This is a genomic window from Rhodococcus sp. 320_ES (assembly GCF_059691855.1).
Genome location: NZ_JCAWAG010000002.1, coordinates 1 through 13106 on the forward strand (window position 1 = coordinate 1; position 13106 = coordinate 13106).

The following is a 13106-nucleotide window of genomic DNA, read 5'->3' on the forward strand; positions in this document are numbered from 1 at the left end:
CCGTCAGAACCGCACGAACGCCGCCTCCGACCGCGAGGTGGCCTGAACGAAGTCTCCATCAGGACCAGGACGGTTCATGCATGCCTACCTGGCAGGGCACCACCCCCGTGCGGACGAGCCCACAGCGCCGTTGTGGCCCAGCCGTAAGAACGGCGGCGGGTACCGGCCAGCGGGCACCCTGCACGCGGTGCCGTACGACTGGTCGCAGCCGATCGCGATGAGCGCCTTTTACCATTCCATCTTTCAGCCCGCGTTGGTCGCTGTGGGCCTGCCCGTCAGCGCACCGGCCAACGGCAGCACGCCCGCCACACGCGGCGTACGCCTGCACGACCTACGGCATTCCATGGCTACGATGCAACTGATGGCCGGTACGCACTTTATGCAGGTGTCAATGTGGTTGGGGCACAGCACGTTCACGCTGACGCCCGATACCTACGGCGACTGGATCCCCGAGGAAGACGGAGGCGCGGGCAACCTGCTGCTGCCGCCGCCCCCGTCCGCTATCCCTGTTAAGCCGCAGCAGGTTCCGTCCAACGTGGTGCCGCTGTTCGGAAAGCGGTCGGGTTGACCGAGTATCACACGTAGAGATTTCGCCAGGTGTCGATGCTGGGTTGGAGGCGCTCGGGATAGTAGCTTTTGCGTCCACGTTTTGGGTCTGATGCCTGCGCCTCATACAGCGCGATCGCGCACTCCGTGCCGATAACGGCAGTCATGGCAGCATCCGCCATCATGGCGAACACATCCGATCTTTTGGTCGCTAAGGTCGTCGACCACGAATGTCCGTGGGTAAAACTGGAACACAGGCGGTACTGCTGCTTCATAATGGTGGGGAAGTGCTTTCCCTGCATGTCGGTTGTATGAGCTGGAGGATGGGCTTCAAGCCAGTTTGCAGCTTTGCGGACCATTGCGGGGTAACCCTTGCCGCTTTGAAGAGGCAACGTGCCGAGCACTGCTAGTTCGTCTTGATGGAAGTTGTATCGGTGTTTCGATTGTCCATAAAGCTCATCAGGTCGCATCATGAGTTTGTTGTCGTGGGCGTTGATGGCTTCTTTGTGGTAGTCGCGGGCGTGCTCAATTCCGATTCGCGCGAGGTCTGCCGCGCGAGCCCGCCGTGACTCTCTGTCTTCAGGACTGAGTATCCAGATCGCCTGGGCCGATGACTCGAAAGCTGTCCTGCACATCGACAAGAAGGACGACGTGTGGTGCTTGAACGGAATGCTGCCTGCACCGCTTCTCAGGAGGATCTGAATGGACGCGAGCGCATCTGTCGCATTCATGATCGGGAATAACACAGTCCCGCACACCCCCTCCGGAATTTTGCTGTCGAACCCGTCCATGTCATCTAAGGCCATTGGCGTACCGGGATCGGCTCGATGGGGATGAAGCCCCCATGGTTCCAAGGTGTGTCCACGCTTTCCCCGGTCAACGGCGCGGGCTAGGGGTGGATTAAGAATCACGCCAAGCGCGTAGAGAGCCTTCGCAAAAACCATGCCGCGAACCATACCGACCGGCACCGACAATTATGTGTCACTAACCCTTTCGCACCCTAAGCCGCCGCGTGTCCACCACCCATTCAGTCTCGCCCTCTCGCTCCTGCGTGATGCGCGCCAGTTACCTCCAGGGCTTTTACGTCCGCTGCCCACACGCGGGACCAGCCACGCGGCGGCGTGGTGGCGGCGTGGCGGGCGCTCAGAGATGCTTGCAACGCCCCTACCTGTGCCCCCAGTCGGACTCGAACCGACAACACAAGGATTTTAAGTCCTCTGCCTCTGCCAATTGGGCTATGGGGGCGTGCCCTGCGGCGCCACTGTATCGGGCGCAGCCGTCAGCCGTCGACGCCGGTTGCGACCGGCCGAGCGGGGTCGGACGACCATGCCGACCACGACCCGGGGAACAGGGCAGCGTCGACTCCGGCGATCGCGAGCGCCGCGATCTCGTGGGCCGCCGTGACACCTGACCCGCAATAGACACCCACCGTGTCACCGGAACCTATTCCCAACGTGGCGAACCGCTTTCGCAGAGCGTCCGCACTCGCAAAGTGCCCGTCGTCGGTCAGGTTCTCGGACGTCGGCGCACTCACTGCACCGGGAACATGCCCAGCACTCGGATCGATCGGCTCGACCTCGCCGCGGTACCTCTCGCCGGCGCGCGCGTCGAGGAGGATGCCCGTGCCGGGAAGTGCTTCAGCGTCGTCTGCGGTGAGGCTAGGTAGGTGCCCCTCGGTGAGCGTTACTGTTCCCTGCCGCGCGGCGGCCTCGTCGCCGGACGCGGCGGGCAGACCGCTGCGCTGCCAGGCAGGGAAGCCACCGTCGAGCAGTCTGACGTCGGCCAGACCCGCCCACCGCAGCAGCCGCCACGCCCGCGCGGCCGCCATGTTCCCGGTCGCGTCGTAGACCACGACGGCCGAACCGTCGTCGATGCCCCAGCGTCGCGCGCTGTCCTGCAGATCGCCGATCTCGGGCAGCGGGTGTCGACCGTCCGTCGGCGCACCCCGGCCGGCCAATTCGGTTGCCAGGTCGACGAACACGGCGCCGGGGATGTGTGCTTCGAGGTAGTGCTCATGGCCGTGCGGATCACCCAGTGCCCAACGGACGTCGAGCAGGACAGGAGGATTCGCGGAGCCCAGTGCCTGCGACAACTCCGCGGCGGTGATCAGAATGTCGGACATGGCAGAACCCTAGAACACCGCCGCGATGTGGGACAGCAGGGCGATATCGGGGCACTGTTTCCGCCGTGGCGTCCCGCTTTTCGCCGCCGCCCCGGTGATCACGGCGAGAGTGCGCGCAATACGCCGATCTATGAACGATTTCGCCGTGATCACCGCACAGCGAGGGACCTACGGCACCACCGGAGGCACGAAGTCGAACGTCATCCCGAGCAGCCACACCAGCAGCAGCACCACCGGGAAGTGAATGATGAACTGCAGGAACGTGAATCCGATCAGATCGCGCGCCCGCAGACCCAACACGGCGAGCAAGGGAAGCATGAAGAACGGGTTGATCAGGTTGGGCAGTGCCTCGGCGACGTTGTAGATCTGGACGGTCCAACCGAGGTTCATCTGCACGTCGGTGGCCGATTGCATGACGTACGGCGCTTCCACCAACCACTTGCCGCCGCCGGAGGGCACGAACAGGCCGAGGATCACCGTGTAGACGGCGATGACCACGGCGAAGGCGCCGCCGCCACCGATGTTGGTGAAGAAAGTGGCCAGGTGCTCGGAGATGGTCACTCCGCCGCGGCCGGTCGCTTTGGTCAGAATGGCAGCCATCGCGGCGTACAGCGGGAACTGGACCAGAATTCCGGCGGTTGCGGGTACGGCCTTCGCGACGGAGTCCAGGAATCGGCGCGGCGTTCCGTGCAGGACCAGTCCGAGCATCAAAAACACCAAGAGGTAGCCGTTCAGACTGCTCACCACGGACAGCACGGGCTTGGTGAGCAGTTGCGACACAAGCCATCCGAGCGTCATCGCGCCGGCGAAGATGGGCAGCAGGCGGCTGTATTCGAGCCACTCCCCCGGCCTGCTCCGCGGCGCCGGCTCGTCGATGGTGTCGTCGAGATCGATCTCCATCTCCTCCGCCGTCTTGATCGCGGCGCCCTTCGGTGCCGAGAGATGTGCGACGACGACAGTCAGCACAATGATGATCACGAGCATCACCAACGACTGCCACGTGAAGATGGTCTTTCCGAAGTCGAGTACACCGGTGATCTGCAGCAGCGCGGGCGGAAGCGATGCCGCCGTTGCCTGGAGCTGAGCTGCTGACGAGGACATCCCCAACGCCCACACCGCGCCCAACCCCATGAAGGCCGCGGCGCCCAGCGCCCGATAGTCCACACGAAGGTCGGACCGCCGTGCGATGGCGCGGGCCAGCAACCCTGCGAAGACAAGGCTGAGACCCCAGTTCAGGAACGACACCGAACACGACAGCAGCGCAACGAAACTCACGGCAGTGCTCGGTGACTTCGGCACCTGAGCCAACCGGGTGATCAACTTGGCCACGGGCGGCGACGTCGCCACCACGTAGCCGGTCAACACCACCATCGCCATCTGCAGGGTGAACGCCGTCAGGTCCCAGAAGCCGTTGCCGAAGGCGTCGACCACGTTCTGCGGAGACGATCCGTTCGCGAACGCGGCGACCGCCACCACGAGTACGCCCACGAGAGCGAAGATGTACGCATCGGGGAACCACTTCTCGGTTCCGCGCGCGAGCGCTTGCGCTGTGCGCGCAAGCCCCGTTTCTTTCGGTGCGGTGGCATCCTGCGTCGTCATCGAAATACTGTCCTCACCTCGGCGATGCTGTGGCCCCGACCACAGACAATTCACCGTCGACGCAGACGAAGCAAGACAAATCGCCGCAGACACCATGTGCGCGAATGCAGATCAGGCGATGCTGAGTGCAATCCCGTCGAGAATGTCGTGCTCGCTGACCGTCAGCGACGAGATGCCCGCGGCTCGGCCGATCTGCTCGGCCAGCACGGTGGTCACGATGGCTCCGCCGCCGATCACGTCGACCCGACCGGGATGCATCGGGCCCAACGCCGCACGGTCCTCGCGCGTCATCGATACCAGGTGGTCGCACACGCCCGAGAGCGTGTCGAAGTCGATGCGCGACAGATGAATTCGATCAGGATCGTACGCCGGTAGCTCCTGCGCAATGGCGGACAAGGTGGTCATCGTGCCGGCGACTCCGACCCACGTGCGCGCCTGGCCGACGGGCACTGCCGCGAAGGCCGGTGCAAGCCGCTCCTCCACGAATGCGCGAGCCTCCGACACCTCCGCCGCGGACGGCGGATCGGAGGGTAGACACCGCTCGGTCAGTCGGACACAACCGATGTCGGCCGAGAACGCTGCCCGCACGCCGTCGGCGTCGCCGAGAACGAGCTCGGTCGAGCCACCGCCGAGGTCGACCACCAGGAACGGTCCCTGCGCTGGATCGAGATCACCCACGGCGCCGGCGAAGGACAGCCGCGCTTCCTCGTCTCCCGTGATCACTTCGGCGACAGCACCTTCGGCGATCGGGGCCAACACCGAGCGCGTCATCTCGAAGAACACTTCGCGGTTGTCGGCGTCGCGCGTCGCCGATGTGGCGACCATCCGCACCGCGTCGACTCCGCCGAGATCCTGAATTTGCCCGACGTATTTCTCCAGCGCCACCCGCGTGCGCTCGATGGCACTCGGGTCGAAGGAGCCGGTGGCGTCGACGCCCTGCCCCAACCGCACGATCGTCATTTCACGGGCCAGATCCACAAGCCTGCCACCGTCGACATCCGCGACGAGCAGACGAATCGAGTTGGTACCGCAGTCGATCGCGGCCACTCTCATGCGCGCAGCTCGTCGATCGTGGGCCAATCGGCCGGCAACGCGGTTCCGCGCAGCGGCCCCTGTGCCGCGAGCGCCACCGACTCGTCGCCGAGCGGATTCACGCCCGGCCCCTTCGCCAGCGAGTGCGCCATGAGCACGTGCAGACACTTGACCCGATCGGGCATTCCCCCGCCGGTGAAGTCCGTTCCGAGGGGCTCGATGGCGTCGCGCTCGGCCAGATACGACTGCGCGGCAAGCAAATACGCGGCGGCCAGGTCTTCGTCGACGCCGAGGCGTTCGGTCATCTCGCGCATGACGCCCGCCGATTCCTGGCGGCTCGCCTCGGCAGTCAGGCGCGGATCGGTGAGGTAGTAGAGCGTCGGGAACGGCGTGCCGTCGGGCAGCTTGGGAGCGGTTTTCACCACGGCAGGCCGGCCGTCCGGTGTGCGGTAGGCGATCTCGAGTACGCCACGCGGTTCACGCCCGAGTTGCTCGGCCACTGCCTGCAGATCGGCCTCCGAGACGGGAGTGCTCATCGCGCCTCGGTGGCCGACGACCACAGGCTGCTGTACCACGGACCGGTCGCTGCGGTGGGAGCGTCGTTCTCGCTGTCGGAACGTGCTCGCGCACCGGGCAATTGAACCTGGTACGGGGTTTCACCGGGCATCACGAAACCGAGCCGCTCGCGAGCCTGAGCGGTGATATATGCCGGATCGTCGGTCTGATTCTTACGAATGGTCAACTCCTGCACGCGATCTTCGAGAGCTTGGCGATCTGCCGCCGCCGCACGGGCGTCGCTCTGCAGACCGACGTACGTACGCAGCGGGACCGCCAGAGTCAAGGCCAAGGCGCAGACGACCACGGCGAGGATCACTGCTTTACCCGTCGACAGGCCCAGGAATGTGCGCTCCTTGGCGGGCTTCTTCTCGCGTCTCGGTCGAATGCGACGTGGTCCGGACGTCGACTCCGAATCGTCTGCGAGAGAGGACGAGTCGACCGGGGTGGCAGCCGCGTCGCGTGATGGCGATGCCCCGCTGCCGCGCCGAGCCGAACGGCCCGGGCGGTCGCTGCGATCTCTCGCACGACTGCCCGGCCGCGGGCTCGGCCGCTGCCTGTCCCGGTCGGTCATCGGTTATGCGTCCTTGTTGCCGTAGTCCAGTCGCGGGAACGCGAGATCTCCGGCGTACCGAGCGGAGTCGCCGAGCGCCTCTTCGATCCGGAGCAACTGGTTGTACTTCGCGACGCGCTCACTGCGGGCGGGGGCACCGGTCTTGATCTGGCCGCTGCCCACGGCGACGGCGAGGTCGGCGATGGTGACGTCCTCGGTCTCACCACTGCGGTGGCTCATCATCGTGCGGTAGCCGTTGCGGTGCGCGAGATCGACGGCATCGAGAGTCTCGGTGAGCGTTCCGATCTGGTTCACCTTGACCAGCAGGGCGTTTGCCGCGCCCTCCATGATTCCCTTCTCGAGGCGCTCGGGGTTGGTGACGAACAGGTCGTCGCCGACGATCTGCACCCGGTCGCCGATGGTCTCGGTGAGGGAAACCCAACCGTCCCAGTCGTTCTCGTCGAGCGGATCCTCGATGGAGACCAACGGGTAGTCGCCCAGGATCTCCGCGTAGAACGCCGACATCTCCTCGGCGGTACGGGTGGAGCCTTCGAAGGCGTAACCCTTTCCTGCGGTGTAGAACTCGGTGGCCGCGACGTCGAGGGCGAGCGCGATCTGCGTTCCGACCTCGTACCCGGCCTTGCCGATGGCCTCGCCGATCAGTTCGAGAGCAGCCTTGGTGCCGGCGATGTCCGGAGCGAAACCGCCCTCGTCACCCAGACCGGTGGACAGGCCCTTGGACTTGAGCACCGACTTCAGCGAGTGGTACACCTCGGCGCCCCAGCGCAGCGCCTCCTTGAAGGTGGGCGCGCCGATGGGGGCGATCATGAATTCCTGGACGTCGACACCGCTGTCCGCGTGCGCGCCGCCGTTGATGATGTTCATCATCGGGACCGGAAGAATGTGGGCGTTCGGGCCACCGATGTAGCGGAAGAGGTCGAGGCCGGCCGAATCGGCGGCGGACTTGGCTACCGCGAGGGAGACACCGAGGAGCGCGTTCGCTCCGAGGCGGGACTTGTCCGGGGTGCCGTCGGCGTCGAGCAGCGCCTGGTCGACACTGCGCTGATCGGATGCGTCGATGCCGATGACGGCGGGGGCGAGCTCGCCCAGCACTGCCTCCACTGCCTTCGCGACGCCCTTGCCGCCGTAGCGATCGCCACCGTCTCGCAGCTCCACTGCCTCGTGCTCACCGGTGGATGCGCCGGAGGGAACCGCCGCGCGCGCGAACGTGCCGTCTTCGAGCAACACCTCGACCTCGACCGTGGGATTGCCACGGGAGTCGAGGATCTCGCGAGCTCCGACCTGTTCGATGATGGCCACGTATGTACTCCTCTTGGTACCGGAAACAAAGGGTGGGCGTGGTCACGCCCGGGGACAGCGTAGCCGTCACGGTGGGTCTCTCGCTCGGGACGCGCAGGCCCACCCCGCTGTGCGTGAAAACCGCCCCTCCAGGGCACTAATTCGCTCACAGGTGGCGAAGCCGCCTGCACAGGTGGCGAAGCCGCCTGCACAGGTGGCGAAGCCGCCCCTATCCGCTCACGCCCACCGAATACGCCGCCGCCCGGTCACGCACGTCGCGTAGGTATTTGCCGGACAGGTTGTAGGCGTTGAGCGCACGCTGCCACCCTTCGGCGGTGGTCAGGTCCCCGCCGCGATCGCACAGGTACCTGCCCGCGGTCAGCGCCGCGTCGTCGATGTTGTCGGGGCTGGCCACGCCGTCGCCGTTGGCGTCGACACCCCATTTCCGCCAGGTCTCGGGGATGAACTGCATCGGACCCATGGCCCTGTCGTACACCGGATCACCGTCGAGTTCTCCGCCGTCGGTGTCGGGGATGGTGGTGTTGCCCGCCGTTCCGTCGAGCTGAACACCTCGAATGGGTGGGGTGACCGTCCCGTCCGGTCCGACCGACGAGCCACGGAAGGTTCCGTGCCTGCTCTCGATGGCACCGATTCCGGCCAGTGTCGTCCACGTGATGCCGCATCCCGGAGCGGCGCGAGCCATCACCAGAGCTGCGTATCCGTACGCCTCGAGGGCGGTCACCGAGATGCCCAGCGCGTCGGATTGCGGTGCAGCCCAACCGTTCAGCAGGTCGGCCGTGCGGCCGGGCGCATCCACGTCGAGGGCGGGGACCGGGGTACCAGGCCCGGGCGGAATGCCTTCGGGTATCGCAACACGTGGAGCCTGCGAACACCCTCCGATCAGCATCGCGGCGACGGCCGAGAACCCGGCGATCGAGAGTGCGCGGCGGGAGGTCACGCCTTCCATCATCCAGACGAAGGGTAATAAAACCTTAAAGTCTTGTAAAACCGCTGGTCAACGCGGTCAACAGAGCCGCTCCGCCCGTGTATGTTCACCTCCAGTCAACTGAGGGTCGCCTAGCCTTGCCGAGGCAAGCCTCTCCAACCTAGGAGTGCTCGTCGTGTCTCTTTCCGCCGCAGGTGCGTCTGCACCCTCCATCGCGACGCAGATGGTCGGCAGCGGCCTGATCGGCGTCCGCGAAGGGCTCGAGACCGGCATCGTCGTCATGATCTTGGTTGCGTTCCTGGTCAAGTCGGGTCGACGCGATGCACTGAAATGGGTGTGGACCGGAGTCGTCGGAGCGGTAGCGATGGTTGCGGTCGTCTTCTTCGCCATCCACTTCGGAACATCGACGGTGACAGGCCTGACCGCCGAGGTCATCGCCGGCGTGGCGTCGCTCGCCGCCGTCGTGATCGTCACCGGCATGGTGCTGTGGATGCGTGCCGCCGCTCGGTCCATCTCCGGCAATCTGAAGAACAACATGGCCCGAGCACTGGACCTCGGCGCGGGGTCGGTCCTTCTCCTCGCGTTTCTCGCAGTCGGACGCGAAGGTGTCGAGACCGCGTTGCTGATGGTCGGATACGCCGAGAACACCGGAGGCAGCATGTGGCCGCTGGCCGGCTTGCTTCTCGGCGTCCTGGTCGCAGCAGTCCTGACCGTGCTTCTCTACTACGGCACCATCCGCATCGACCTGGCACGGTTCTTCCGATACACGGGCGTCCTTCTCGTGTTCGTCGCGGCCGGGATCCTCGCGTACGGGCTTCGTGCACTGCAGACGGGCGGCATCCTCCCCGGCGGATCCACCGTGGCCTTCGACGTCAGCGGCAGCTGGGACTCGTCGAGTTGGTACGGCACCCTCGTCGCCGGCATCTTCAACATCCGGCCCGATCCGACGCTCCTTCAAGTGCTCGCATGGGGGCTCTACCTCGCCGTCGTTCTGACCTTGTTCCTGCGTCCCGCGACGACATCCCTACCCGCCGAATCCACACTCGAAAGGCAACTCTGATGCGCCGCACCACCCGCGTCCTCGTCGCGGCCGCTTTACTTCCGATCGCCCTTGCCTCCTGCACAGCGAAATCGACGCCGGAGACAACCGCCGACGGTGACATCGCCGTCACCGCGACCGACGACTCGTGCGAGTTGTCCACGACGACCGCGGGCACGGGCCAGTCGACCTTTCAGGTCACCAACAACGGCAGCAAGACCACCGAGTTCTACGTCTACGGCGCCGGCGACCGTGTCATGGGCGAGGTCGAGAACATCGGCCCGGGCGTCTCCCGCCAGCTGATCGTCTCGCTCCCGGAGGCAGCGACGTATCAGACGGCGTGCAAGCCAGGCATGGTCGGCGACGGCATCCGCGCCGATTTCGTGGTCTCCGGCGACTCCGTCGCGAGCGACGAGAGCGGCCGACTTGTCGATGCCGCAGACGGATACAAGCGGTACGTCCTCAGTCAGATCACGGCACTGCAGGAGACGACGGGCACGTTCGCCACGTCGATCAAGGACGGCAACGTCGAGGCAGCCAAGGTGCAGTACCCGATTGCGCGCACCTACTACGAACGCATCGAGCCGGTGGCCGAGAGCTTCCCCGACGATCTGGACCCTCGCATCGACCTGCGGGAACCCGATGTCGAACCGGGTACGCCGTGGACAGGTTTCCACCGTCTCGAGAAGGACCTCTGGGATCGGGGACTGCAGCCCGACACCGGCGCGATCGCCGATCAGCTTGTCGCCGACATCAACGAATTGGCCACGGGTGTACAGGCTTCGAGCTTCACAGTGGATCCGATCCAGGTGGCCGGCGGCGCCCAGGGACTGCTCGACGAGGTTGCCCAGACCAAGATCACCGGCGAAGAGGACTACTTCTCCCACACCGACCTGTGGGACTTCCAGGCCAACGTCGACGGATCACAGGCGGCCATCGCCGCGTTACAGCCGATCCTTGCGGAGCGTAACCCGTCTCTGGAGAAGGAAATTCAGGATCGATTCGACGATCTCGACTCCGAGTTGGGCAAGTATCGACAGGGCGACGGTTTCGTCCTCTACGACACCGTCACCGAGCCCCAGCGTCAGGCACTGTCCCAGAAGATAGACGCCTTGTCCGCGTCGGTGAGCCAGGTGCAGGGTGTCGTCGCAGGAAGCTGATACCGGCGGTAGGCGCTTCTCCCGCCGTCGGCTCTTCGGCGGAGTGGGCGCCGGTGCCGTCGCCGTCGGCGCAGGCGTGGTCGTCGGCCGCACAACATCCCCGGTTCCCGAGACCGCAGCTGTCGCTGCCGAGTCGGTGGTGCCGTTTCGCGGCGCACACCAAGCCGGCATCGTCACCCCCGCCCAGGACCGGATGCACTTCGCAACGTTCGACGTCACCACCACTTCCCGCGACGAGCTCGTCGCGATGCTGAAGAAGTGGACGACGATGGCCGAACGGCTGACCGTCGGCGCCGAGTCGGTACCCGGCGGCGTGGTCGGTGGCGGTCAGTTCGAACCACCCGGAGACACGGGTGAGGCGTACGGGCTGCATTCGTCGAATCTGACCCTCACCATCGGCTTCGGACCATCTCTCTTCGGGACCGCCGACAACGACCGCTTCGGAATATTCGACCGCAAACCTGCTGCGCTCGAGGAGCTTCCACGCTTTCCGGGCGATGACCTGGACCCGGCCCGCTGCGGCGGCGACCTCGCCGTTCAGGCGTGCGCCGACGACCCTCAGGTCGCGGTCCACGCAATCCGCAACCTCGCGCGTATCGCCTTCGGCACCGCCTCGATCCGGTGGTCACAGCTCGGTTTCGGGCGTACGTCCTCGACGTCCACCACACAGGCCACCGCGCGAAACCTGTTCGGATTCAAGGACGGCACGAACAACATCAAGTCGGAGGACGATTCGTCCGTCGCCGACTACGTCTGGGTCGACGGTAGGGACAACCGACCGGCCTCCGGCCTGCCCGCAGACAACCGACCGGCCTCCGGCCCGCCCGCGGACGGGGCGGGCTGGATGACAGGCGGCAGCTACCTCGTCGCCCGACGGATTCGGATGAAGATCGAACCATGGGACCGTTCCGTACTCGGCGAGCAGGAACGTGTGATCGGACGATCCAAAGCCACCGGGGCACCGCTCGGCGCCACCGACGAATTCGACGCGGTCGACCTCAGTTCATCGAAGATCGACAAGGATGCGCACATCCGCCTCGCATCCTCGCAATCGCTGGGCGGCGTCAAGATCCTGCGTCGCGGCTACAACTTCACCGACGGCAGCGACGGATTCGGCCACCTCGACGCGGGATTGTTCTTCGTTGCGTTCTGCCGTGACGCGACCAAGCAGTTCGTTCCGATGCAGACCGCGCTGGCGCGCAAGGACCTACTGAACGAGTACATCTCGCACGTCGGGTCTGCGCTGTTCGCTTGCCCGCCCGGCGTAGCCGAGGGTGACGAGAACGCTTACTGGGGTTCGACGCTGTTCGGCTGAGCGCCCAGACCGTGCGCACTCGGCTCGGCGCCCGGCCAATAGCGCTTCCACGCCACCGCATCGAGGGTTCCGGGAACGACACCGTCCATGGCTGCTGCCCTCTCGGCGGCGCGCACGTCGGCCACGAATTCGTTCACGTGCCTGCGCAGCCGGTCCTCGGCGGAGTCGCCGCCGTGATCACCGGAGACGTCGAGCCGCACCTCGCGCAAGTTGTCCGGAACGAACTCGTCGGGCAGACCCGCTCGCGCCGCCCGCGCCATCACCTTCTCGGCCAAAGCGAGCGACGGTTGCGCCATCGCGATGCCGTCCATGCACGACGCCCGCAGCTTCTCGGCCGCCTTGCGCTCTTCCCACGCCCGTTCCTGTTCGCCGATGTCGATCGGCCCCGTGGACGCGTCGGTCAGGTGCGGACTGCGGTGCGTGAGCTTGGCGACCAGACCGGCGGCGACGTCGTCGATGCCGAACGCGCCTTCCTCGGCGTCCTGCGCGATGCGTGCATGAAAGATTACCTGGAGCAGCAGGTCGCCCAGCTCTTCCCGAATGTTGTCCGGATCGCCCGAGGCGATGGCGTCGAGCAACTCGTACGTCTCTTCGAGCAGGTACGTGCGCAGTGAGTCATGAGTCTGGGTGGCTTCCCACCCACCGCGCGAGCGCAGCCGGTCCATGATGAAGACGGCTTCGTCCAGGTTTCCCGCCTCCGGCACCGGGACCTCGACGACGTCCTCGCCGCGGGCGATCCGCTCCTGCACGTCCGGGTTGTCACGGGTGGTGCTGATCAGAACCGATTCACCGTCGCTGTCGGCGGCCGCCATTCCCGACAGGCGCCACCGAATGGCGACGGGCACTTCTTCGGTGAACAGGATCGGATTCTCGAGCAGCTTCACGGCCTGCACGGGCACCATGGTCGGACGCAGCGGATCCAGCAAGAGCACTGTCACCC

The 13106-nt window shown here is 65.8% G+C and carries 13 protein-coding genes and 1 tRNA gene; 4 read left to right on the forward strand and 10 right to left on the reverse strand.

Going from position 1 to position 13106, the window contains the following annotated elements; genetic code table 11:
- Positions 1-187: 187 nt before the first annotated feature.
- Positions 188-568, forward strand: a complete 381-nt coding sequence (locus AC59JP_RS06640; protein ID WP_497324903.1) for a hypothetical protein — start codon at positions 188-190, stop codon at positions 566-568.
- Positions 569-575: 7 nt separating this feature from the next.
- Here the strand turns inward: AC59JP_RS06640 and AC59JP_RS06645 are convergent, their stop codons facing one another.
- The 9 genes from AC59JP_RS06645 to AC59JP_RS06685 all read right to left on the reverse strand — a co-directional run bounded on the left by AC59JP_RS06645 (position 576) and on the right by AC59JP_RS06685 (position 8613).
- Entirely contained in the window at positions 576-1490 is a 915-nt protein-coding gene (locus tag AC59JP_RS06645) for a hypothetical protein (protein ID WP_497324904.1), read from the reverse strand.
- 227 nt (positions 1491-1717) lie between these two features.
- A tRNA-Leu gene (locus tag AC59JP_RS06650) sits at positions 1718-1791 on the reverse strand.
- 34 nt (positions 1792-1825) lie between these two features.
- Positions 1826-2668, reverse strand: a complete 843-nt coding sequence (locus AC59JP_RS06655) for a sulfurtransferase (RefSeq protein WP_497324905.1) — start codon at positions 2666-2668, stop codon at positions 1826-1828.
- A gap of 168 nt (positions 2669-2836) precedes the next feature.
- The gene (locus tag AC59JP_RS06660; protein WP_497324906.1) at positions 2837-4267 is read right to left on the reverse strand and encodes a short-chain fatty acid transporter; all 1431 of its coding nucleotides are present in this window, start codon (positions 4265-4267) and stop codon (positions 2837-2839) included.
- A 111-nt stretch (positions 4268-4378) separates the two neighbouring features.
- Entirely contained in the window at positions 4379-5320 is a 942-nt protein-coding gene (locus tag AC59JP_RS06665) for a Ppx/GppA phosphatase family protein (protein WP_497324907.1), read from the reverse strand.
- On the reverse strand, positions 5317-5835 hold the full coding sequence (locus AC59JP_RS06670) for a DUF501 domain-containing protein (protein ID WP_497324908.1): 519 nt from the start codon (positions 5833-5835) through the stop codon (positions 5317-5319). Before AC59JP_RS06670 ends, AC59JP_RS06665 begins: the two co-directional genes overlap by 4 nt.
- The gene (locus AC59JP_RS06675; protein ID WP_497324909.1) at positions 5832-6428 is read right to left on the reverse strand and encodes an FtsB family cell division protein; all 597 of its coding nucleotides are present in this window, start codon (positions 6426-6428) and stop codon (positions 5832-5834) included. The genes AC59JP_RS06670 and AC59JP_RS06675 overlap by 4 nt, the downstream gene beginning before the upstream one ends.
- Before the next feature lie 3 nt (positions 6429-6431).
- Positions 6432-7727, reverse strand: a complete 1296-nt coding sequence (eno, locus tag AC59JP_RS06680; RefSeq protein ID WP_497324910.1) for a phosphopyruvate hydratase — start codon at positions 7725-7727, stop codon at positions 6432-6434.
- 208 nt (positions 7728-7935) lie between these two features.
- Entirely contained in the window at positions 7936-8613 is a 678-nt protein-coding gene (locus tag AC59JP_RS06685; RefSeq protein ID WP_497325709.1) for a lytic transglycosylase domain-containing protein, read from the reverse strand.
- A 214-nt stretch (positions 8614-8827) separates the two neighbouring features.
- Between AC59JP_RS06685 and efeU the strand changes: the two genes are divergently transcribed.
- From efeU to efeB, 3 genes are read left to right on the forward strand one after another with little or no spacing between them, the layout of a single operon-like run.
- Positions 8828-9712, forward strand: a complete 885-nt coding sequence (gene efeU / locus AC59JP_RS06690; RefSeq protein WP_497324912.1) for an iron uptake transporter permease EfeU — start codon at positions 8828-8830, stop codon at positions 9710-9712.
- Positions 9712-10851, forward strand: a complete 1140-nt coding sequence (gene efeO, locus AC59JP_RS06695; RefSeq protein ID WP_497324914.1) for an iron uptake system protein EfeO — start codon at positions 9712-9714, stop codon at positions 10849-10851. Before efeU ends, efeO begins: the two co-directional genes overlap by 1 nt.
- Positions 10832-12166, forward strand: a complete 1335-nt coding sequence (gene efeB, locus AC59JP_RS06700) for an iron uptake transporter deferrochelatase/peroxidase subunit (RefSeq protein WP_497324916.1) — start codon at positions 10832-10834, stop codon at positions 12164-12166. The genes efeO and efeB overlap by 20 nt, the downstream gene beginning before the upstream one ends.
- On the opposite strand, the gene AC59JP_RS06705 is transcribed toward efeB, so the two are convergent.
- A complete protein-coding gene (locus AC59JP_RS06705) occupies positions 12139-13104 on the reverse strand; it encodes a nucleoside triphosphate pyrophosphohydrolase (protein WP_497324918.1) in 966 nt (321 codons plus the stop codon). The genes efeB and AC59JP_RS06705 overlap by 28 nt on opposite strands.
- Between the last annotated feature and the right edge of the window lie 2 nt (positions 13105-13106).